Source organism: Paenibacillus sp. MSJ-34 (assembly GCF_018918005.1).
Taxonomy (GTDB): Bacteria; Bacillota; Bacilli; order Paenibacillales; family Paenibacillaceae; genus MSJ-34.
In genome coordinates, this window is record NZ_JAHLPR010000071.1 from 1 (window position 1) to 23,310 (window position 23,310).

Here is a 23,310-nt window from a genome sequence, read left to right on the forward strand (position 1 = left end):
GATTATTACAAAGGAGTTCATGGCTATGAATACAGGATAAATGATGTGAAAAAGTAGACTGGGGACAGGGGAAGAAGATCCCCATACCCCAGCTTACTTTGGTACGTATGAACGGAGATGCACGAACTTAAAGGACGCCGTCAGGCGTTTTTCTTATGCCTGAAACGGACAATGGCACTGTGCCACCCGAAGCACCATGCCCCCGGCTCGTTCATGGGAAATGTTGGGTGGCGGCCGAAGCCGGCAGATCGGATTTAGACGTTGTTTAGCGGCGGCTGGGATCCTCCCTCGAGACGGTCACCGTCACGGAGCCCGGTTCTGTCACAGTCTGTTATCTTGACCAATCCGTTCGGCATAGCTTATAGTTGGTACTGAGTATCTATTACTTTAAGAAGGTGTGAAAGCATGTCTGAAAAAATCTACGTAGGCTTGGATCTGGGCGGAACAGCCATCAAGGTTGGCCTTTGCAACGAGCAGGGGCATTTGCTGCAGTCTTACGAAGGCCCGACCGGAACAGGGAGCGGAACCCCTGCGATCATCGACAATATCGTGAAATATATTCGGGAGCTTGTTGATCAATCCCCCTACTCGTGGGATCAAGTGGAAGGCATCGGCGCCGGGATGGCGGGCTTTATCGATATCGAGAACGGGATCGTCCTGCTCGCGCCGAACGTAGATTTTCGCGATGTGCCGATTCGGGATATATTAGTGGAAAGATTAGGGAAACCTGTGAAAATAAATAATGACGCGAATGTGGCGGCCTTGGGCGAAGCGTGGAGCGGCGCCGGCAAAGGGGTCGGCAATTGCGTCTGCTATACGCTTGGAACGGGCGTCGGCGGCGGAATCATTATTAACGGCAAAATCTACGAAGGATTCTCGGGCTTGGCGGGCGAACTGGGTCATATCGCCGTTGTGCCCGACTTGGAGGCGATCCAATGCGGCTGCGGCAAAATGGGATGCCTGGAGACGGTATCGTCCGCGACGGGAATTATCCGTATGGCGAAGGACGCCGTGAGCCGGGGAGACCGCACATCGCTGTCGCTTCTGGACAGCATTACGGCGAAGGACGTATTCGACGCGGCTAAAGCGGGAGACGAAGCAGCGGAACGTATTGTAAGCCGCGCGGCTTATTATCTCGGCAAGTCGATGGCTGCCGTTACGACGATTTTGAACCCGGAGCGGTACATTATCGGCGGCGGCGTCTCGAAAGCGGGAGACTTCCTATTCGATCAGATTCGGGAAGTGTTCCGCGAGCTGACGCCGGAAACGCTGCAAAAAGGAGTGGAAATCGTTCCGGCGACGCTGGGCAACGATGCCGGCATGATCGGAGCGGCAGGCTTGTTTATTCGATCCTAGGAGGAATTGCGGATGGAAACGACATCGATGGCGAAGCTGGTTATCATTACGGGAATGTCGGGAGCGGGAAAAACGATTGCGGTGCAAAGTTTGGAAGATCTCGGTTTTTTCTGCGTCGATAATTTGCCTCCGGTTCTTATTCCGAAGTTTGCGGAGCTGATCGAACAATCGAACGGGAAAATAGGCAAAGTCGCCTTGGTAATCGACCTGCGGGGCCGAGAGTTTTTTACCGCCCTATCCGAATCGTTGAATTATATTAAGGATCATTTTACGATCGATTACGAGATCGTATTTCTGGATGCGACCGATGCGGTGCTTGTCCAGCGTTATAAAGAAAGCAGGCGCCGCCATCCGCTTGCTCCCGACGGAATGCCGCTTACCGGCATTCAACTGGAGCGCAAGCTGTTGGAAGATTTGAAAGGCTGGGCGACCCAGGTGCTCGATACAAGCAATATCAAGCCCGCTCAATTGAAGGAGAGAATTGTCGCCCGGTTTACAAATTTGGACCAACAAACGCTATCCATTAACGTAACTTCGTTCGGCTTCAAATACGGAATTCCGATCGACGCGGATTTAATATTCGACGTTCGTTTTTTGCCGAACCCTCATTATGTTGAAGCGCTGCGTCCGCATACCGGGCAAGATGCCGACGTGTACGACTATGTGATGAAGTGGCCGGAGACGCAGGCGTTTCTAACCAAGCTGGTGGATATGCTGCAATTCCTTATGCCCCAATATCGGAAAGAAGGAAAGAGCCAGGTTGTCATCGGAATCGGCTGCACCGGCGGCAAGCACCGTTCGGTGGCGATCGCCGAATATTTGGGCCGCATTATCGGGGCGAGCGAAACGGAAGCCGTTCGCGTCAGCCATCGCGATGCGGAGCGTGACCGGCATTAGCCGGGGCGAGTCGTCGCGCGACTGTCCGGTGTTACGGTCTGTCAATGAAGGGGTGAGGGGAATTGGATCTGGAGCATAACAAGAACGGACGCCCGCGCATCGTCGTCATGGGAGGCGGTACGGGGTTATCCGTCATGCTGCGCGGTCTGAAAGAGAAGCCGCTTGATATTACGGCCATCGTAACGGTTGCCGACGATGGGGGAAGTTCGGGCATTCTGCGCAGCGAGCTGCAGATGCCGCCGCCGGGCGATATTCGCAACGTGCTCAGCTCGCTGGCCGATGTCGAGCCGTTATTGTCCGATATGCTGCAATACCGTTTCAAGAATGGAACCGGTTTAGCCGGGCATAGTTTAGGCAACCTAATCTTAGCGGCGATGACGGATATTTCCGGCGATTTCGTCACAGGCATTCGCGAACTGAGCAGAGTGCTTGCCGTTCGGGGGCGGGTGCTGCCGGCGGCGAATCAGGCCGTTATTTTGAAGGCGGAGATGGAAGACGGTTCGATCGTCGTCGGCGAATCGACCATTCCGACTTCGGGCCAGCGCATTAAACGGGTATTCCTCGAACCGAAACAGGTGGAGCCGCTGCCGGAGGCCGTGGAGGCGATCCGCGAAGCCGATGCCATTCTGATCGGTCCCGGAAGCTTGTATACAAGCATCATCCCGAATTTGCTCGTACCGAAGCTGGCGGAAGCGGTCGTCGAATCCGACGCGTTGAAAATATTCGTGTGCAATGTCATGACGCAGCCGGGGGAAACCGACAATTATACGGTCGGCGATCATTTGGAAGCGATCTACCGGCATATCGACCGGCATCTGTTCGACTATGTTATCGTGAATAACGGCGAAATCCCTCCCCAAGTACAAGACAAGTATGCGGAAAAGGGAGCGAAAGCCGTCCATCTGGATCTGGAGGAAGTCGAGCGGAGGGGATACAAAGTGATTGCCGATCGTCTGGTGCTCTTTCGAACGTATTTGCGCCATGACGCTTCCCGGCTTAGCCACCATATTTACCAGCTGGTCGAAAATTGGATGATACGAAAGAGGTGAGTCCCTTGTCTTTTGCGGCGCAAACGAAAAAAGAATTAACCTTAATCGAGTCCGACGCTTGCTGCGAGAAGGCGGAATTGTCCGCGCTGCTGCGGATGAACGGCACCGTTCAGCTTACGAACCGTAAGGTTGTTTTGGATATATCCACCGAGAACGCCGCGATTGCAAGGAGAATCTATTCCTTGATTAAAAAAAATTTCCAGGTGCATACCGAATTGCTTGTGCGCAAAAAAATGCGTTTGAAAAAAAATAATGTATATATCGTGCGTATTCCAACGCATGTTCAGGAAATATTAAAAGAACTGCATATCGTTTCCGAAGGGTTTATGTTTACGTCCGGCATCGCTCCGGACATCGTCGCCAAAAACTGCTGCAAGCGCGCTTATTTGCGCGGCGCATTCCTGGCCGGCGGCTCGGTGAACAATCCCGAAGGCTCCTCGTATCATTTGGAAATCGCCTCCATGTATGAAGAACATTGCAAGGCGCTCGTCGATCTGGCCAATCATTTCGATTTGAACGCCCGCTGTATCGAACGCAAGAAAGGGTTTATTTTCTACATTAAGGAAGGCGAGAAAATTATCGAAATGCTGAATATTATCGGCGCGCATCAAGCGCTCTTCAAATTCGAGGATGTGCGGATTATGCGCGATATGCGGAATTCGGTCAACCGGATCGTCAACTGCGAAACGGCCAACTTGAACAAGACGATCGGCGCGGCGGTTCGCCAAATCGATAACATTAAGCTGCTGCAGAAGGAAATCGGCTTGGAAAATTTGCCGGAGAAACTGCGGGAAGTGGCGGAAATCCGGTTGGCGCATCCGGATATTAACTTGAAGGAAGTCGGGGAATTGCTGAAGGGTAAGGTGAGCAAATCCGGCGTAAATCACCGCTTGCGAAAGATCGACGAAATAGCGGAGAAAATTAGGAAAGGATGATCGCTTTTTTCCTAGTTTACTTCATGCTATAATGGTATAATGTTTATAAACGTGACACTGAACATATATCGCCAGATACCATATGTAATAGGGGGTAAATTTTTCCATGACAAAGCAACCGGTAATTGTGCGGTTAAAAACGGGTCTCCATGCAAGACCGGCAGCATTGTTCGTTCAAGAGGCGAACAAATACTCGTCTGAAATTTTCGTGGAGAAGGACGACAAAAAAGTGAACGCAAAAAGCATCATGGGAATTATGAGCTTGGCGATCAGCTCTGGTACAGAAGTCAATATCAGTGCGGAAGGCTCCGATGCCGAACAGGCTATAGCCGCTTTAGTTAGCTTGGTCAGCAAGGAAGAACTGGAGAACCAATAACTTTTTTAACCGAACATTTTCGATGCGAAGAAAAGCTCCTGCACATGTAGAGGAGCTTTTTGTCTTATGGGTGAAACCTTTGAAAGCGCTTATCCGTCTGGTATGCGAACAATGAAAATTCATTTGTATGGAGGGATATAACAATGAATCGATGGAAGAAACCGTTTGTGCTCATCATGTCGGTATGCGTACTGGCCGCGGGAATGGCGTTCGCCCCGTCCGGCGGCGCGTTCGGCACCATGCCCAAAGCTGCTGCGGCGAGTGCGGGAGAGACGAGCGACGTGATCCTGGTAACAGGGAAAGGCGAACTGACGATCGCGCCGGACGTTGCATACATAGCGCTAGCGATTCAGACGCGCGCGGCGACGGCGAAGGATGCGCAGCAGCAGAACGCCGATCTGTTCGCGAAGCTGAAGAAGGTGCTGACCGACAAATATAAAATAGACGGCAAAGATTTGAAAACGGTCGGATTCTCGGTGAACCCCGAATATACTTATAAAGATAACGAAAGCCCAAAGGTGAAAGGTTATGTGGCGGAGCATACGGTTGAAGTGACTTACCGCCAGTTGGATCAACTCGGCACGCTGGTTGACGATGCGGCGGCGGCCGGCGTGAACCGGGTCAACCAAGTCCGCTTCGATACGGAGAAAGCGGAAGAATACGAGGCGCAAGTATTGGAGAAGGCGATGCTGAACGCGAAGAAAAAAGCGGAAGCGATCGCAAAGGCGGCGAACCGCGAAGTGGGTGCGGTGATCGGCGTCTCCGAGGTAGGCAGCGAGTTCAGACCGGTCTATACGCGCGTGATGGATTTGGCAAGTGCGGCGGCGGAATCGAAGGCATCGACGTCGTTCGAATCGGGCGAAGTGAAGCTTCAAGCGACGTTAAACGTGCAGTACGCTATGAAATAAATGAAAATTCGAGAAAATAGTTGTATCATCGACAAAAAAACTGTATAGTGAAGATGCTAAAAAATGAATACGACCACCTTTAATGAAAGCCATACCAATGGATATGGCTTTTTTTACTTAAAATTGGCAGCGCTGAACCGGCCATGCGAGGGCGACGAGGTTCGTCCTGCCCGGAACTGACGATAAGGGGTTGATGTCGATGATACAGCTCGTAAACATTGAGAAAAAATTTGCCGATCAGACAGTCGTCCACCCGCTCTCGCTTACGATCGACGAAGGAGAGTTTCTCACTTTGCTTGGCCCGAGCGGCTGCGGGAAGACGACGATTTTGCGCATGATCGCCGGCTTCGAGGTACCGACCCGCGGCGACATTATGCTGGACGGCCGGAACGTCACGCAATTGCCGCCGAATAAGCGGGATTTGAATCTCGTATTTCAACATTACGCTTTATTTCCGCATATGACGGTAGAGCAAAATATACAGTTCGGCCTGAAAATGAAAAAAATCGCAGCCGCGGAACAGAAGGAGCGCATCGCCGAAGCGGTTCGCTTGACGCAGTTGACGCCGCTCGTCCGGCGCTATCCGCATCAGCTGTCCGGGGGACAGCAGCAGCGCGTTGCGATCGCGCGGGCCATTGCCAACAAACCGCGCGTGCTTCTGCTAGACGAGCCGCTCGGGGCGCTTGACTTGCAGCTTCGCAAAAACTTGCAGGCGGAGTTGAAACAATTGCAGCGCAATCTTGGCATTACGTTCGTGTACGTGACGCATGACCAGGAAGAGGCGATGATGATGTCGGATCGCATCGTCATTATGAACAACGGCAGGGTGGAGCAGATCGGCACTCCGCAGCAAATATACCGCCGTCCGGAAACGTTGTTTGCGGCTACGTTCGTGGGCGAGAATAATATTTTTATGGCGAAGGACCGGATGTTCGCCATTCGGCCGGAGAAGCTGCAGGCGATCGAGAATGCGGAATCCGGCGCGAAGAAAACAGGCGTCATACAAGATATCGTCTTTCTGGGCAATATTCATAAGCTGGTCGTTCATCTGGATGACGAGCAAACGAACGTTTCGGTCTATCTCGATTTCAAAGACAACAGGCCGTGGCGGATCGGACAACGCATCGGCCTTGATTGGGACCGGGCGGACGAGGTGAACGTCGGGCCATGAACAAGTCGAGATGGTTGATTGCGCCTGTCGTCCTTTGGCTCGTTCTTTTTTTAATTGTGCCGATGTTGTTCGTCGTCGTCATTTCGGTTTTGCAGCGGGACGAATTCGGCAACCTCGTCTACCAGTTCAGCTTGAATAATTACGCGCGTTTCTTCGACTCGCTCTATCTCGGCGTGTATTGGGATACGCTGGTTTTGTCGGTGCTGACGACCGTGCTGTGCCTTATTCTCAGCTATCCGCTCGCCTATTATATCGCCCACTGCAGTCCCGCCAAGCAAAAATGGCTGCTTATTATGATTACGCTGCCGTTCTGGATCAACTTTCTCGTCCGGACGTACGCTTGGGTGCTGCTGTTGCGGTCGCAGGGCGTTGTCAACTCGTTATTAATGAATATCGGTCTCGTTGAGGAGCCGTTAAAGCTTCTATATACGCAAGGGGCGGTCCTGCTCGGTATGGTTTATACGTTCATACCGTTTATGGTGCTGCCGATTTATGTCGCTTTGGAGCAGATGGACCGCAAATTGCTGGAGGCGGCGGGGGATCTCGGCGCAACGAAATGGCGGGCGTTCTGGCATATTACGCTGCCGCAGACCAAGTCCGGCATTATGACCGGTTCGGTGCTTGTGTTCGTGTCGACGGCGGGGATGTTTGTCGTTACCGACATATTGGGCGGCGCGAAGTCGTCAATGATCAGCAATATTATTCAAAATCAGTTTCTCGGAGCGCGCGATTGGCCGTTCGGATCGGCGCTGTCGGTCATCTTCGCGATCACTTCGCTCGTGCTGATCGGTCTATTCAACCGGGCGCTGAAGTCCCGGCATGAACGGGTAAAGGAGGGGAGCGCATGAAAAGCGGCACAGTTAAACAGCACCCGCTTTTATCGCTGCACTCGCTGTTAATGCTGGTGTTTATTTACCTTCCGATCGTCTTTATTGTCGTGTTCTCGTTTAACGATTCGCGAATAAGCGCGACTTGGCAAGGTTTCACCTGGAACTGGTACGTTTCGCTGTTCGATAACCGCCATGTGATGGAAGCGCTCATGAACAGCTTGTCGATTGCGTTTGTCTCGACCGTCGTTTCCACCGTGCTCGGAACGGCGGCGGCGCTCGCTTTGCGGCGCCGGTCGTCGAAGAAAAGCAAAGGCATCGTCGGCATGTTGTATTTGCCGATCGTCGTTCCGGATATTATAATGGGTTTGTCGCTTTTATTGCTGTTTAGCCAGTTCCATATTCCGCTCGGGAAATGGACGATTATTATCGCGCACATAACGTTCAGCATTTCTTACGTATACGTTATCGTGTCGTCCCGGCTGTCCGGCATGGGCAAACAATTGGAGGAAGCCGCTCAAGATTTGGGCGCGACTCCTTGGCAGACGTTCCGTTATATTACGCTGCCTTCGATTTGGCCTGGCGTGATTGCGGGAGCGTTAATCGCTTTTACGCTGTCGATCGACGATTTCATGATCAGCTTTTTCGTCGCCGGTCCGAATTCGACGACGCTGCCGATTTATATATACGGATTGGTTAAGCGGGGCATTTCGCCGGAAATCAATGCGCTTTGTACGCTGATGATTCTGGTCAGCATCATTTTGATCCTGTCGGCTCAAATCTTGCAGAGCAAAGGTTCCGGCAACAAAAAAAAGAGCACCACATTCCCGTTTTGAGAGGACGTTCAAAAAGTTGACTTTTTGAACACGCTCCTTACAGGAGCTTATTTCGATAGAAGTTTTATTTTTTGATATAAGAGAGGGGTAATAAGGTTGAACAAAGTGAAACGATTTGCCGGCATTGCGCTGGCCGGACTGCTCTCCATATCGCTGGTGGCAGTGGCGGGATGTTCTTCATCCAAGCAGGAGACGCTCAATATTTACAGCTGGGCGGATAATTTTGACGAGCAGGTGTTGAAAGATTTCGAGGAAAAATACAACGTACGAGTCAATTACGATGTATTCGCCAATAACGAGGAACTGCTTGCCAAAATTAAAGCGGGCGGTGCGAACTACGATCTGATCCAGCCGTCCGATTATATGGTGGCATCGATGATTCAGCAGGACTTGTTGGAACCGCTCGACAAAAACAACATTCCAAACTGGGTGAACATTACGGATCGTTTCAAAAACCCGGATTACGACCCTGACAACAAGTATTCGATCATATACACTTGGGGCGTATCGGGCATTGCGTACAACAAGAAGTATGTCAAAGAAGAAATCGACAGCTGGGAAGACTTGTGGAACCCGGCTTATAAAGATAAAGTGCTGCTGCTCGACGATTCCCGCGAAGTGATCGGCATGGGCTTGATCAAGAACGGATTCTCCAACAGCACAACCGACGAAGGCGAGATCGAAAAGGCGGTCGGCGATATTAAATCGCTGCTCCCGAGCGTGCTTGCCTTCGATACGGACAATATTAAGCAGAAAATGATCGCGGAAGAAGGATGGATCGGGATGGTATGGTCCGGGGATACGGCCGTGATCGAGGCGGAGAACCCGGATGTAGCTTACGTCGTTCCGAAGGAAGGCGGCACGATCTGGTCCGACAACTACGCGATTCCGAAAGGCGCGAAAAACAAAGAATTGGCCGAGAAATTCATCAATTACATGCTGGAGCCCGAAGTAAGCGTGAAAAACTACGAATCGATCGGATACAGCGATCCGAACGAGAAGGCCAAAGATTTGCATAGCGAAGAATATCGATCGAACCCGATGATCTTCTTGTCCGACGAGGAGTTGGAGCGGACGGAATGGCTGTTGGATGTAGGCAAAACGTTGCAAGTGTACGACCGTTACTGGACGGAAATTAAAAGCGGCAGAGAATAATGACAAATCCAGAGGTGTAGAGACATGAAAACGTTAGTTCGAGTTGGTACGGCGGCAGCAGTCTGTTTGATGGTTTGGGGCGGCATCGCCGCTCCGGCGCCGGCATTGGCGGCGGCAACGGCAACGAAGCAATCGGAGCAGGCGGGACAAGCGGCTTCCCCATCGTTCCGGCTGAATGTCGACGGCGAGGCCTCGAAGCATAAAGCTTTATCGGTCGAGCAGGTCACGATGCTTCCGCTATCCTTCTTGAACGAAGATCTCGGTCTAACGGCGTCTTACGATGCACAAGCGAAAGCGATTGCCGTCAAAGCGCCGAATCGGGAAGTTGTCGCGATTGCCGATGGCTCGGATGTGACGGTAAACGGCCACGAACTCTCGAAAGGGTACACGGTACGGCAAATCGGCGGGGAGTGGTATGTGCCGCTTCCGCTGCTGACAGGGCATATGGGCTATGAGGCCCATTGGATTGCGGACACGAAAACGGTCGTACTAAGCAAAATTCGAGAGAACGATATTCTGTGGACGAATGTTTCGATTAACAAGGAGACGCAGGACGTTACCGTTACGGTGCAATATCCGCAGCTTAAGGGGTTGAAGAGCGGGGACGTCGAGGTGCAGATCAACGAATTGTTCGCCAAGGAGGCCGAACGGTTCGTCGATGCGGCGCTGGCAGAGTCGAAGGGCGCTTTCAACGATATCGGTTTTCAATACGACTACTATCTGGATTACAGTATGAAATACAACCGGAATGACGTCGTCAGCGTACAGTTCCAATCATACGTTTATCAGGGCGGGGCGCACGGCATCCCGGCACGGACCGATTACACGATCAATCTGAATACGGGCAAGGTATATACGCTGAACGATTTGCTGCAATCGAACCCGAATTACAAGGATCCGATCAATGCGGTAGTGAAGAAGGGCTTGCAAGAGATCGCCTTGTACGAGGAAGGGCATGAATTCGCCTTCCGGACGATATCCGACAATCCGTCCTTCTACGTGAAGGACGAAGGAGTGGTCGTATATTTCGACGTGTACGAGTATACGCCCTATGCCGCGGGCTTCCCGGAATTTTATTTCCGGTTCTCGGCACTGCTGCCCGAGTTGCCGGAGGGGGAGCTTCCGTTCTAGAAGTGAGGAGTTCGCATGCGATGCGGGCTCTTTTTTAGCTTCGATTTCTACCGTTATTTGCGATGCAATCCTATCCAAAGCCATTTTAGCTGGAGAAACTACCGCTAATTCTCCGGAATCAACCGATTCGCCAATCCTGTTCGAGATTAGCTCCGGCTAATACCGTTAAATGTTGCGATGCCGTTCATTCGGCAAAAATAACGGTATCATTTCCAGCTAGTGCTGAAAAATCGACCGAAAAAAACCTGGAGCGATTCGCCCCAGGTTTCGTTTTGCTATGAACGCTTTATACTTTTTCCACCACTTTATCGATCAAGCCGTATTCCTTCGCTTCATAAGCGCTCATGAAATAATCGCGGTCGGTGTCCTTCTCGATCCGCTCAAGCGGCTGCCCGCTGCGCTCCGCCAAAATGCGGTTCAGCTTGTCGCGCAAGGCGATAATGCGTTTGGCGCGAATTTCGATATCGGTCGCTTGACCTTCCGCGCCGCCTAGCGGCTGATGAATCATCACTTCGCTGTTCGGCAGCGCCAATCGTTTGCCGATCGCTCCGCCCGCCAGCAGAAACGCTCCCATCGAAGCGGCCATCCCTACGCAAATGGTAGACACGTCCGGCTTAATATGCTGCATCGTGTCGTAAATGGCCATGCCGGCCGTAATCGACCCGCCCGGGCTGTTGATATATAGATGGATATCCTTGTCCGGGTCCTCCGCCGCCAAAAACAACATTTGTGCGATAATGGAATTGGCAACGACATCGTTGACCTGCGTACCGAGGAAGATGATGCGATCTTTCAACAATCTGGAATAAATGTCATAAGCGCGTTCCCCACGATTGCTTTGTTCTACGACCATAGGTATAAAACTCACGGAAAACCCTCCTTTAAAAAGTTGTTATGTGAAGCAGATTACCCATATCATAACGGATTTAAACCGAAAGGTCAAAGATAGTCAAACTATTGAAATAAAAAAATCAGCGGCAAGCTGATCGAATTCGTTAAGTGGCGCGCCCGCGAGGAATCGAACCTCGATCTCAGGCTCCGGAGGCCTACGTCATATCCATTGGACCACGGGCGCATATTCAATATTGTTCAAAAAGCGATACAATCGCTATTATATGGCATGGACGGCGGAAAATCAAGCACATAATTTTTCCCAAATCGGAAAAATTGCCGTTTTATACATAGAGTGCATAAAAAGGCGGTTTAAAGTGAAATCTGATGAATAGCGTACTTGCAAGTTAGTCGATTTTTGGTTAAAATGAAGGTGGGACTTAAAAAGTTTACATGGGACATTTTCAGGCCAAGACTAGTTGCAGGAGTGAGAGAAATGCGGGAAATATTAGAGATACAAAAGCAACTTCTTCCTGATCTCATGGAAATTTTGAAGAAACGGTATACGATCTTGCATCAAATCATGCTGTCCGATGTCATCGGACGCCGGACGCTGGCAGCCTCGCTCGATATGACCGAGCGGGTGCTGCGGGCCGAGACCGATTTGCTCAAGGCGCAAGGCTTGATCGAAATCGAGAGTGTCGGCATGCGCATCAGCGACGCAGGCAGAAGGCTGCTGGAGCAGATCGAACCGGTCGTAGGCGAACTGTTCGGACTCACGAATCTGGAAGAGAGAATCCGGAACTACTTCGGGCTGAAGCAGGTCATTATCGTTCCCGGCGATTGGGATACGTCACCCCATACGAAACGCGAATTGGGACGGGCAGGCTGCAGGGCGCTGCGCAAAGTGATGACGAAGGACGATGTCATCGCCGTAACCGGCGGTTCGACGCTCGCGCAAATGGCGGAGCAACTTACGACATCGACGCCGCTCAAAGGCAACTGGTTCGTGCCGGCCCGCGGCGGGTTGGGCGAGAGCTTGGATTACCAAGCCAATACGATCGCATCTACAATGGCGAAGCGGACAGGCGCGCAATACCGGCTGCTGCACGTGCCCGATCAGATGAGCGAAGAAGCCTACCAGTCTCTTAGCCAAGAGCCGAACATTCAGGAAGTGGTGAAGGCGATTCGCCAGGCGCGCATTGTGGTGCACGGGATCGGAGACGCGTTCGTCATGGCGCGGCGAAGGCGCGTGGACGATAAGACGGTCGAAGCGATCCGGCAGCGAGGGGCGCTCGCGGAAGCGCTCGGATATTACTTCGACACGCAAGGAAGGGTCGTTCATCGGACTCCGACGCTTGGCCTCAGGCTGGAAGACGTCATGAAGACGGAAGTCGTGATCGCGATCGCCGGAGGAAAGAGCAAAGGCAGATCGATCGCCGCCGTATTGCGGTTCGGGCATGAAGATATTTTGGTGACCGACGAGGCGGCAGCGCATGAAATACTTAAATATATGGATGGGGCGGAACGCGGCGACGCGTAAGCCGCAGACGAGCGATAACTGCCCTGAACCAACGTAACAATGTGGTCTTGACGTGCCTATGGCTCGTCTTGAATATATAAAAATACTTTTCTAGGAGGAATTATCAATGGTTAAAGTAGGCATTAACGGTTTTGGACGCATCGGCCGCAACGTATTCCGCGCGGCGTTAAACAACCCTGAATTGGAAATCGTGGCAATCAACGATTTGACCGACGTTAACACGCTGGCTCATCTGTTGAGATATGATACGACTCATGGCAAGCTCAACGCGACTGTCGAAGCCGCTGAAGGCAAGCTGATCGTAAACGGCAAAGAGGTTAAAGTATTCGCGGAGCGCAATCCTGAGAACTTGCCTTGGGGCGCGAACGGCGTTGAAATCGTCGTTGAATCGACAGGTATTTTCACGGCGAAAGAAAAAGCCGAGCTTCACTTGAAAGGCGGCGCGAAAAAAGTGATCATCTCCGCCCCTGCTACGAACGAAGACATTACGATCGTTATGGGCGTCAACGAAGACAAATACGATCCTGCAAGCCATACGGTCATTTCCAACGCTTCTTGTACGACAAACTGCTTGGCTCCGTTCGCGAAAGTATTGGATGAGAAATTCGGCATCGTGAAAGGCATGATGACGACGGTTCACTCCTACACGAACGACCAAAGCGTGCTTGACCTGCCGCATAAAGACCTTCGCCGTGCGCGCGCCGCTGCGGAGAACATTATTCCGTCCACTACGGGCGCTGCGAAAGCGGTCAGCTTGGTCCTTCCGCAATTGAAAGGCAAATTGAACGGTATGGCAATGCGCGTACCTACGCCGAACGTTTCCGTAACGGATCTCGTTGTCGAGTTGAGCCAAAACGTAACGGTTGAATCGGTAAACAGCGCTTTGAAAGAAGCTGCCAACGGTCCTTTGAAAGGCATCTTGAACTATTCCGAACAGCCGCTCGTATCGAGCGACTACAACGGAGATCCTGCTTCCTCGACGATCGACGCGTTGTCGACGATGGTTGTCGGCGACAACATGGTGAAAGTCGTTTCCTGGTACGACAACGAGTGGGGCTATTCCAACCGCGTCGTAGACCTGGCTATTTACATCGCGAAAAAAGGTCTGTAATCGAATATCGTTCCGATCGAAGGGGAGAAGCGGTTTGCTCTCCTCTTCCGTCGGTTCCAAGCCATCATTAGTTTCCTAGAACAAAAGCGGGAGGAAGACGGACATGAATAAAAAAAGTGTACGTGACGTAGATGTAGCAGGCAAACGGGTATTTGTGCGCGTCGATTTTAACGTGCCGTTGGAAGACGGAAAAATTACCGACGATACGCGGATTCGCGAGACGCTGCCGACCGTTCGATATTTGATTGAAAAAGGCGCGAAAGTCATTCTGGCAAGCCACTTGGGACGTCCGAAAGGACAGGTGGTCGAGTCGATGCGCCTTACGCCGGCGGCGGAACGTTTGTCCGAACTGCTCGGCAAACCGGTTGCGAAAGCGGATGAAGCGGTCGGCGACGCGGTGAAAGCGAAAATCGCGGACATGAAAGACGGGGACGTATTGCTGCTCGAAAACGTACGTTTCTATCCCGGCGAAGAGAAGAACGATCCGGAATTGGCGAAATCGTTCGCTGAACTTGCCGATTTGTTCGTGAACGACGCCTTCGGCGCCGCGCACCGGGCCCATGCTTCGACGGAAGGCATCGCGCATCACTTGCCGGCCGTATCCGGTCTGTTGATGGAGAAAGAGCTTTCCGTACTCGGCAAGGCGCTGTCCGATCCGGAACGTCCGTTCACGGCGATTATCGGCGGTTCGAAAGTGAAGGACAAAATCGACGTGATCAACAAGATGTTGGAGATTGCCGACAACGTATTGATCGGCGGAGGATTGTCCTATACGTTTATGAAGGCGCAAGGCTATGAAATCGGCCAATCGTTGTGCGACAACGAGAAGCTGGATATGGCGCTCGGCTTTATCGAGAAGGCGAAACAGCTCGGCAAAAACTTCATGCTTCCGGTCGATATTGTCATTTCCGACGATTTCAGCGCGGACGCGAATACGAAGATCGTTGATATCGACGATATTCCGGCCGATTGGGAAGGCATCGATATCGGACCGAAAACGCGCGAGCAATATGCGGAAGTGATTAAAAACTCCAAGCTGATCGTATGGAACGGCCCGATGGGCGTATTCGAAATCGAACCGTTCTCGCATGGGACGCGCGCGGTAGCGCAGGCTTGCGCCGACACGGCCGGTTATACGATCATCGGCGGCGGCGATTCGGCGGCGGCGGCGGAGAAATTCAAACTTGCCGACAAAATGGACCACATCTCCACGGGCGGCGGCGCTTCCCTCGAATTTATGGAAGGCAAAGCGCTCCCGGGCGTTGTAGCGCTTAACGACAAGTAAAGGAAGTGAACGTAAGTGAGAAAACCGATTATCGCAGGCAACTGGAAAATGTTCAAGACGGTAAGCGAGGCGACCGCCTTCATTCAAGAAGTGAAAGGCAAAGCGGAAGTTGACGGCGTTGAGAGCGTCATTTGCGCGCCTTATACGAATTTGCCGGCATTGGTCGAAGCGGCGAAAGGCACAGCGATCCAAATCGGCGCCCAGAACATGCACTTCGAAGACAGCGGCGCGTTTACCGGCGAAATTAGCGGCGTTATGCTGAAAGATCTCGGCGTCTCCTACGTCATTATCGGGCATTCCGAGCGCCGCGCTTATTTTGCGGAAACCGACGACATCGTCAACAAGAAGGTTCGCGCCGCGTTCAAGCACGGCTTGACGCCGATCGTCTGCGTCGGCGAGAAATTGGAAGAGCGCGAAGCCGGTCAGACGAAAGACGTTTGCAAAGTGCAAACGGAAGGGGCTTTCCAAGGCTTGTCCGCGGAACAGGCGGCGCAAGTCGTCATTGCTTACGAGCCGATCTGGGCGATCGGAACGGGCAAATCCTCGACGGCGGAAGACGCGAACGAAGTTATCGCTTATATCCGCGAGTTGGTCAAAGGAATGTACGGCGAAGCGACGGCGAATGCGGTCCGCATCCAATACGGCGGCAGCGTGAAGCCGGAAAATGTGCGCGAATATATGAGCCAAAGCGATATTGACGGCGCCCTCGTCGGCGGCGCGAGCTTGCAGCCTGCCTCCTACATTCAATTGGTCGAGGGGGCAAAGTAAATGTCCGCACCGAAACCAGTAGCGCTGATCATCATGGACGGATTCGGATTGCGCGACGATGTAGTCGGCAACGCGGTCGCGCAAGCGAACAAGCCGAACTACGACCGCTATATGAGCGAATACCCGCATACGACGTTAACGGCATGCGGCGAAGCGGTCGGACTGCCTGAAGGTCAAATGGGCAACTCGGAGGTAGGCCATTTGAACATCGGCGCAGGCCGAATCGTGTATCAAGATTTGACGCGCATTTCCAAATCGATTCGCGAAGGCGAATTTTTCGACAATGAAGTGTTGATCGGCGCCGTGCGCCACGCCAAGGACAATCATACGAAACTGCATTTGTACAGCTTGTTGTCCGACGGCGGCGTGCACAGCCATATCAGCCACTTATTCGCCATGTTGGAACTCGCGAAGAAGGAAAATTTGCAAGACGTATACATTCACGCGTTTCTGGACGGCCGCGACGTCGCTCCGGACAGCGCCAAAACATATATGCAGCAGCTTCTTGCGAAGATTGAAGAAGTCGGCATCGGCAAAATCGCGACCGTGCAAGGCCGTTATTATGCCATGGACCGCGACAAACGGTGGGAGCGTGTCGAGAAATCGTACCGCGCCATGGTCTACGGCGAAGGACCGAAATACGAAGATCCTATGCAAGCGATTGTGGAATCATACGAGAAATCGGTCTTCGACGAATTCGTGATGCCGACCGTCATGACGGACGCAGGCGGACAACCGGTCGGCTTGGTGGAATCGAACGACGCCGTCGTCTTCCTGAACTTCCGTCCGGACCGGGCGATTCAGTTGTCCAACGTATTCACGAACGAAGATTTCCAAGGTTTCGACCGCGGCGACAAACTGCCGAAGAACCTGTATTACGTCTGCTTGACGCTCTTCAGCGAGACGGTGAAAGGGTATGTCGCGTACAAACCGAAAAATCTCGACAATACGCTCGGCGAAGTGCTGGTGCAAAACAACAAGAAACAGCTTCGCATCGCCGAAACGGAGAAATACCCGCATGTAACGTTCTTCTTCAGCGGCGGACGCGATGTTGAACTGCCGGGCGAAACCCGGATTCTCATCAATTCGCCGAAGGTGGCGACGTACGATTTGAAACCGGAGATGAGCGCTTACGAAGTGGCGGAAGCGGCCGTGAAAGAGATCGAAGCGGACAAACACGACTGCATCATCTTGAACTTCGCGAATCCGGACATGGTCGGACATTCCGGCATGCTGGAGCCGACGATCAAGGCGGTGGAAGCGACCGACGAGTGCATGGGCAAAGTCGTGGAAGCCGTTCTGGCGAAAGGCGGCGTTGCGATCATTACGGCGGACCACGGGAATGCGGAGACGGAAATCGACGAGAACGGAAGACCGCATACGGCGCATACGACGAATCCGGTTCCGTTTATCGTTACCGACAAGAACGTTTCGCTGCGGGAAGGCGGCATTCTGGCCGATATCGCCCCGACGATCCTCGATTTGATGCAATTGAGCCAACCGGCGGAAATGACCGGGACTTCAGTAATCAAGTAGTAATGAAAATGAATTGATTATCGACCAACGATGAAAAGGAGTGCTTATCAATGACAATCATTTCTGATGTATTCGCGCGCGAAGTATTGGACTCTCGCGGCAATCCTACGGTAGAAGTAGAAGTTTATTTGGAATCCGGCGCAATGGGACGCGCGATCGTACCTTCCGGCGCATCCACGGGCGCGCATGAAGCGGTTGAGCTTCGCGACGGCGACAAAGACCGTTACCTTGGCAAAGGCGTGTTAAAAGCGGTTGAGAACGTCAATGAAGTCATCGCGCCCGAAATTATCGGCATGGACGCGCTTGACCAGCTTGGAATCGATAAAGTGATGATCGAGCTTGACGGCACGCCGAACAAAGGCAAGCTGGGCGCCAACGCGATTCTGGCCGTTTCGATGGCTGTCGCTCGCGCGGCTGCCGAAGCGCTGGAAATTCCGCTGTACGTATACCTTGGCGGATTCAATGCGAAACAGCTTCCGGTTCCGATGATGAACATCATCAACGGCGGCGCGCATGCGGACAACAACGTCGACGTGCAAGAGTTCATGGTTCTGCCGGTAGGCGCTCCTACGTTCAAAGAGGCGCTTCGCGCAGGCGCGGAAATTTTCCATAACTTGAAATCGGTACTGAAAGCGAAAGGCCTGAATACGGCTGTCGGCGACGAAGGCGGCTTTGCGCCGAACCTCGGTTCCAACGAAGAAGCGATCCAAACGATTATCGAAGCGATCGAAAAAGCGGGCTACAAACCGGGCGTGGACGTATTCCTGGGTATGGACGTCGCTTCCACCGAGTTCTACAAAGACGGCAAATACCATCTCGAAGGCGAAGGCAAATCCTACACTTCGGCTGAATTCGTCGATTTGCTCGCATCCTGGGTGGACAAATACCCGATCATCACGATCGAAGACGGATGCTCCGAGGACGATTGGGAAGGCTGGAAGCTGCTTACCGAAAAATTGGGCGGCAAAGTTCAACTTGTCGGCGACGACTTGTTCGTAACGAATACCGAGCGTTTGTCCCAAGGCATCGAGAAAGGCATCGGCAACTCGATCCTCGTGAAAGTCAACCAAATTGGTACGCTCACCGAAACGTTCGACGCGATCGAAATGGCGAAACGCGCCGGCTATACGGCGGTTATCTCCCACCGTTCCGGCGAATCCGAAGACAGCACGATTGCGGACATCGCCGTTGCGACGAACGCTGGCCAAATCAAAACCGGCGCTCCTTCGCGTACGGACCGTGTGGCGAAATACAATCAATTGCTTCGCATCGAAGATCAATTGGGCGATCTCGCGCAATATGCCGGCCAAAAAGCTTTCTACAATTTGAAAAAATAATTTGAGCCTTTGTTTCTAAGCTCTGTCAGCCTGTCGGAAATTGTCCGGCAGGCTTTTTCTGTACGGTGGCGAATGATGAAATTGACTCGTTTTGCAGGAGTTCGTGTCCGTTGCGTGGAATTCCCGGCCAGTCTTACCTCTTCTGGTTCCCCTTCTGTCGAAATCCCCTTCCCTCAGGAGGCAGGAGTATAGAGTCAAGGGTTTGCACAGAAGGCAACGTGTCTGCCGAACTGAGCGTAATTAGAATACGAAAACAAAGGCATAGGGCGACGCGCTATATTCTTTTTCCACTTTTTGTATGTACCTCTAATTTATAATAAAACTTTATTTTTGTTAGTAAGTATGTTATTGTAATAATATTGGATTTGTGAACAACACAAACAAAGATAAACATATAGGATAAGGAGTGGCAGCAAGATGAACAAAATTCTTTATATTACGGCAAACCCGAAAGCGGTAGAAGCTTCTTACAGCCTCCAATTGGGCGAGCATTTCCTGCAAGCGGCGAAAGAAGCGAAGCCTTCGATCGAAATCGAGCGCATCGATCTGTTTGACGGGAATATGCCGATGATCGATTATACGGTCATGAGCGCATGGGGCAAGCTGGCGAGCAATGAAGCGTTGAACGATGAGGAGCAAGCGGTGATCGGCCGGATGAACGAGCTGTCGGATCAATTCGTGTCTGCGGACGGCTATATTTTCGTGTCGCCGATGTGGAACCTGACGTTCCCTCCGCATCTGTCGGCTTATCTGAACAACGTGATGGTTGCGAGAAAGACGTTCCGCTATACCGGCAACGGGCCTGAAGGGCTGTTGAAAGACCGTAAAGCGGTGCATATTCAAGCACGCGGCGGCTTCTATTCGGAAGAAGCGGCACAAGGAAGAAATTTCGGCGACAATTATTTGAAAACCGCGTTGGCGATTTATACGGGGATTACCGATTATACAAGCCTCTATGTCGAAGGAATGAACGCTTTCCCGGACAAAGCCGGCGAATTTCTGGCCGAAGCGAAGAAACGGGCCGAGGCGGCGGCGAAATCGTTCGTTCTTGACGCCGTGCAAGTAGGTTAACGGACTAACGGCAAACGTAACGAACCAACGCGCAAGCACACCTTGTCAATACGCAGCGTACATGATATAATAAGAATGCTGTTTTTATATGTACGTACTTTTCCTACGGAAAATTTTGAGGAGGAAAATCTGTGGAAATATTGTTCAAAGTGTTGCTCGTAATTTTCTCATTAGGCTTGATTGCCGTTGTGCTTCTGCAAAAAGGGAAAAGCGCCGGCCTATCGGGTGCCATTTCCGGGGGTGCGGAACATCTATTCGGCAAACAGAAAGCGCGCGGCTTGGATTTGTTTTTACAACGTTTAACCATCACATTGGCTGCCGGATTTTTTATTCTGGCGATGGTCGTGGCTTATCTTGTAAAAGTTTAATAATGTGATAGACGAACGCAGCGGGAAACGGGTTTCCCGCTGTTTTTTTGTATTTCGGATGGAATGCGGCGATTTCGTGTATACTAGAGTATATATTTGGCATTGGTTTGTTCCGTACATAACGGTTGACGGGATGGCATACGAAACGAGGTGTATGATTTGACAGAGCAGGAACTGCTTGATTTTATGAGAGAAACGGCCTATAAGCCGATGACGTATCAGGAGTTGGAACAGCATTTCGGCATTGCCGACTCCGAGCAATTTAAACAATTTCTGAAGCTGCTCAACAATTTGGAACAGGAAGGGAAAATCATTCTGACGCGTTCCCAGCGTTACGGCATTCCGGAGCGGATGAATTTGCTGCGGGGCCGGCTGCAAGCTCATCCGAAAGGGTTCGCCTTCCTGATCCCGGAGGATCGGGATCATCCCGATGTCTATATTCATGCGAACGATTTGAAGAGCGCAATGAACGGCGATACGGTATTGGTGCGCATTACGTCGAAGGGGACGGCCGGCGGCCGGCTTGAAGGAGAGGTCGCGCGCATCGTGAGCCGGGCGATCACGCAGGTGGTCGGCGTATTCGAGAACCACGAATCGTACGGGTTTGTCGTGCCGGACGACAAGCGGATCAACCGGGATCTGTTCGTCCGTCAGGAAGGCTTCAACGGCGCGGTGACCGGCCAGAAGGTCGTCGCCAAGATCGTGAACTATCCGGAGGGCCGCGCGGCGGCGGAAGGGGAAATTATCGAAATACTCGGCCATAAGGACGATCCGGGCGTCGACATCTTATCGATTATTCGCAAGCATCAGTTGCCTGAGGCGTTTCCGGACGAAGTGCTGGAAGAGGCGTTGGCCGTTCCCGATTCGATTACGGAAGATGAAATTGCGCAGCAAGGCCGCCGCGATTTGCGCGGGCAGCGGATCGTCACGATCGACGGCGAAGACGCGAAGGATTTGGACGATGCGGTCAATGTCGAGCGCCTGCCGAACGGCCATTATAAACTGGGCGTGCATATCGCCGATGTCGGTTATTATGTGCGCGAGAAATCGAGCCTGGATCAAGAGGCGTACCAGCGCGGCTGCAGCGTTTATTTGGTAGACCGCGTCATTCCGATGCTGCCGCATCGTTTGTCCAACGGCATTTGCAGCTTGAATCCGCAGGTGGACCGGCTGACGCTCTCGTGCGAAATGGAGTTTGACGAGCATATGAAAGTGGTTCGCCACGATATTTTTACGAGCGTGATTCGGACTGCGGAGCGGATGACTTATAGCAATGTGCGGAAAATATTGACCGAGCCCGACGAACATCCGGAATTGATGGACCGTTACGCCGGGTTGGTCGACGATTTCAAGCTCATGCGCGAGATGGCGATGCGGCTGCGGAAAAAGCGGATGGCGCGCGGCGCGATCGATTTCGATTTTCAAGAGTCGAAGGTCATTGTGGATGAGAACGGGAAGCCGGTCGATATCGTCAAAAGAGAGCGTTCGATCGCCGAGATGATTATCGAGGAATTTATGCTTGCGGCGAATGAAACGGTGGCCGAGCATTTCCACTGGCTGAAAGTACCGTTTGTCTACCGGATCCATGAAAATCCGGATGACGAGAAGCTGCTCAACTTCATGCAGTTCGCCGCCAATTTCGGCTATGTCGTCCGCGGCAAAGGCAATAAAGTGCACCCGCGGGCTTTGCAGACGCTGCTGGAGGAAATTCAGGGGACCAAGGAGCAGACGGTCATCAGCACGATGATGCTGCGGTCGATGAAACAGGCCAAGTACGATGCCGAGAGCTTGGGGCATTTCGGTCTGGCGGCCGAGTTTTATACGCATTTCACATCGCCGATCCGGCGTTACCCCGATTTGGTCATTCATCGCATTATCCGCGAGGTGGCGGAGAACGGCGGACAACTGCCGCCCGGCCGCGAAGAATACTTGGCTTCGCGCATGCAGGATATCGCGCAGCAATCGTCGGAACGCGAACGGGTGGCGGTCGAAGCGGAGCGGGACACGGAGAAGCTGAAGAAAGCGGAGTTCATGCTCGATAAGATCGGCGAGGAATTCGACGGCATTATTAGCAGCGTAACCAGCTTCGGCATGTTCGTCGAACTGGACAATACGGTAGAGGGGTTAATCCGGTTAAGCGGAATGACCGACGATTATTACCATTTTCACGAGCAGCATATGTCGTTAATCGGCGAGCGGACGTCGAAAATATACCGCATCGGCGACGAGGTGAAAATTCGCGTGGCCGGCGTCAATATGGACGAGCATACGATCGACTTCGAAATGGTCGATATGAAGCCGCGCCGGCAGAGCATGAACGTCGTTGACGGATTCGGCAAGCGCAAGGGACGCGGCGAACGCGGAGCAGGCTTCGACGGCGGATTCGGCGGGAAGCGCGGCGGCAAAGGCGGCAAAGCCGGGAAAGGCGGAAAGCAAGCCGGCAGAGGACGCAGCGAAGCCGGAGCGCCTGAAGGCGGCGACGCCTCCGCGAGCGCCGGGCGTGTGTTTGGGTTCGGCTCGGGCAAAGGCGGGTACGGAGGCCCGACAAGCAGTGCGAACGGCCAAAGCAAAGAGAATGGCGGCCGCGCCAAGAAAGGCAAGAAGAACAAAGGAATTGCGGATTTTGTGCGCAAAAAGAAAAAATAAGTTAGAAAAAGACGCCTACTTCTGGATCATTTATGCAGGGTTGGCGTTTTTTTAACATTATAGAATTTATAAAATTTTGGGGTGGGCAGGGCTTCCGCCTCGTTTTTGTTTTTGGTAAGGTTAGGATATGGAGACGAACGTGCTAAAACGAATCTTCTTTGATGAACATGGAC

At 52.4% G+C, this 23,310-nt stretch carries 21 protein-coding genes and 1 tRNA gene; 20 read left to right on the top strand and 2 right to left on the bottom strand.

The genetic code is table 11. The features are described 5' to 3' along the window. Window positions 1-405: 405 nt before the first annotated feature. The 11 genes from KQI79_RS25280 (at window position 406) to KQI79_RS25330 (ending at window position 10,641) form a co-directional block, all read left to right on the top strand. Window positions 406-1,356, top strand: a complete 951-nt coding sequence (locus KQI79_RS25280) for an ROK family glucokinase (RefSeq protein ID WP_216541130.1) — start codon at window positions 406-408, stop codon at window positions 1,354-1,356. A 12-nt stretch (window positions 1,357-1,368) separates the two neighbouring features. Further along, a complete protein-coding gene (rapZ, locus tag KQI79_RS25285; RefSeq protein ID WP_216541131.1) occupies window positions 1,369-2,253 on the top strand; it encodes an RNase adapter RapZ in 885 nt (294 codons plus the stop codon). 107 nt (window positions 2,254-2,360) lie between these two features. Then, complete coding sequence (locus KQI79_RS25290; RefSeq protein ID WP_216541148.1) at window positions 2,361-3,302, top strand: gluconeogenesis factor YvcK family protein; 942 nt, start codon at window positions 2,361-2,363, stop codon at window positions 3,300-3,302. Window positions 3,303-3,307: 5 nt separating this feature from the next. Then, window positions 3,308-4,237, top strand: a complete 930-nt coding sequence (gene whiA, locus KQI79_RS25295) for a DNA-binding protein WhiA (RefSeq protein WP_216541132.1) — start codon at window positions 3,308-3,310, stop codon at window positions 4,235-4,237. 106 nt (window positions 4,238-4,343) lie between these two features. Beyond that, window positions 4,344-4,613 (top strand): HPr family phosphocarrier protein, encoded by a 270-nt coding sequence (locus KQI79_RS25300; RefSeq protein ID WP_216541133.1) that lies wholly within the window; start codon window positions 4,344-4,346, stop codon window positions 4,611-4,613. A 143-nt stretch (window positions 4,614-4,756) separates the two neighbouring features. Continuing rightward, the gene (locus KQI79_RS25305; RefSeq protein ID WP_216541134.1) at window positions 4,757-5,521 is read left to right on the top strand and encodes an SIMPL domain-containing protein; all 765 of its coding nucleotides are present in this window, start codon (window positions 4,757-4,759) and stop codon (window positions 5,519-5,521) included. A 193-nt stretch (window positions 5,522-5,714) separates the two neighbouring features. Next, entirely contained in the window at window positions 5,715-6,692 is a 978-nt protein-coding gene (locus KQI79_RS25310; RefSeq protein WP_290370068.1) for an ABC transporter ATP-binding protein, read from the top strand. Further along, entirely contained in the window at window positions 6,689-7,540 is an 852-nt protein-coding gene (locus tag KQI79_RS25315; RefSeq protein WP_216541136.1) for an ABC transporter permease, read from the top strand. The genes KQI79_RS25310 and KQI79_RS25315 overlap by 4 nt, the downstream gene beginning before the upstream one ends. Next, window positions 7,537-8,355 (top strand): ABC transporter permease, encoded by an 819-nt coding sequence (locus KQI79_RS25320; protein ID WP_216541137.1) that lies wholly within the window; start codon window positions 7,537-7,539, stop codon window positions 8,353-8,355. Before KQI79_RS25315 ends, KQI79_RS25320 begins: the two co-directional genes overlap by 4 nt. A gap of 105 nt (window positions 8,356-8,460) precedes the next feature. Continuing rightward, window positions 8,461-9,510: an ABC transporter substrate-binding protein gene (locus tag KQI79_RS25325; RefSeq protein ID WP_483311413.1), complete on the top strand. Its 1,050-nt coding sequence runs from the start codon at window positions 8,461-8,463 to the stop codon at window positions 9,508-9,510. Between the two features lie 24 nt (window positions 9,511-9,534). Next, window positions 9,535-10,641 (top strand): PdaC/SigV domain-containing protein, encoded by a 1,107-nt coding sequence (locus KQI79_RS25330; RefSeq protein WP_216541139.1) that lies wholly within the window; start codon window positions 9,535-9,537, stop codon window positions 10,639-10,641. Between the two features lie 286 nt (window positions 10,642-10,927). On the opposite strand, the gene clpP is transcribed toward KQI79_RS25330, so the two are convergent. Further along, the gene (clpP, locus tag KQI79_RS25335; protein ID WP_290370067.1) at window positions 10,928-11,509 is read right to left on the bottom strand and encodes an ATP-dependent Clp endopeptidase proteolytic subunit ClpP; all 582 of its coding nucleotides are present in this window, start codon (window positions 11,507-11,509) and stop codon (window positions 10,928-10,930) included. Window positions 11,510-11,641: 132 nt separating this feature from the next. Next, window positions 11,642-11,716 (bottom strand) — tRNA-Arg (locus KQI79_RS25340). 252 nt (window positions 11,717-11,968) lie between these two features. On the opposite strand from KQI79_RS25340, the gene KQI79_RS25345 reads away from it, so the two are divergent. The 9 genes from KQI79_RS25345 (at window position 11,969) to rnr (ending at window position 23,137) form a co-directional block, all read left to right on the top strand. Further along, window positions 11,969-13,015 carry a sugar-binding transcriptional regulator gene (locus KQI79_RS25345; protein WP_216541140.1) on the top strand — a complete coding sequence of 349 codons (1,047 nt, stop codon included), beginning with the start codon at window positions 11,969-11,971 and terminating at the stop codon, window positions 13,013-13,015. A 106-nt stretch (window positions 13,016-13,121) separates the two neighbouring features. Beyond that, entirely contained in the window at window positions 13,122-14,126 is a 1,005-nt protein-coding gene (gene gap / locus KQI79_RS25350) for a type I glyceraldehyde-3-phosphate dehydrogenase (RefSeq protein WP_216541141.1), read from the top strand. A 103-nt stretch (window positions 14,127-14,229) separates the two neighbouring features. Continuing rightward, complete coding sequence (locus KQI79_RS25355) at window positions 14,230-15,411, top strand: phosphoglycerate kinase (protein WP_216541142.1); 1,182 nt, start codon at window positions 14,230-14,232, stop codon at window positions 15,409-15,411. Between the two features lie 15 nt (window positions 15,412-15,426). Next, complete coding sequence (gene tpiA, locus KQI79_RS25360) at window positions 15,427-16,179, top strand: triose-phosphate isomerase (RefSeq protein ID WP_216541143.1); 753 nt, start codon at window positions 15,427-15,429, stop codon at window positions 16,177-16,179. Beyond that, the gene (gpmI, locus tag KQI79_RS25365) at window positions 16,180-17,715 is read left to right on the top strand and encodes a 2,3-bisphosphoglycerate-independent phosphoglycerate mutase (RefSeq protein WP_216541144.1); all 1,536 of its coding nucleotides are present in this window, start codon (window positions 16,180-16,182) and stop codon (window positions 17,713-17,715) included. Between the two features lie 50 nt (window positions 17,716-17,765). Then, window positions 17,766-19,052: a phosphopyruvate hydratase gene (eno, locus tag KQI79_RS25370; protein WP_216541145.1), complete on the top strand. Its 1,287-nt coding sequence runs from the start codon at window positions 17,766-17,768 to the stop codon at window positions 19,050-19,052. Window positions 19,053-19,469: 417 nt separating this feature from the next. Next, window positions 19,470-20,123, top strand: coding sequence for an NAD(P)H-dependent oxidoreductase (locus tag KQI79_RS25375; RefSeq protein ID WP_216541146.1), 654 nt, complete (start codon window positions 19,470-19,472; stop codon window positions 20,121-20,123). Window positions 20,124-20,254: 131 nt separating this feature from the next. Further along, the gene (gene secG, locus KQI79_RS25380; RefSeq protein WP_216541147.1) at window positions 20,255-20,491 is read left to right on the top strand and encodes a preprotein translocase subunit SecG; all 237 of its coding nucleotides are present in this window, start codon (window positions 20,255-20,257) and stop codon (window positions 20,489-20,491) included. Window positions 20,492-20,641: 150 nt separating this feature from the next. Beyond that, entirely contained in the window at window positions 20,642-23,137 is a 2,496-nt protein-coding gene (gene rnr, locus KQI79_RS25385) for a ribonuclease R (protein ID WP_483311412.1), read from the top strand. Window positions 23,138-23,310: the final 173 nt, after the last annotated feature.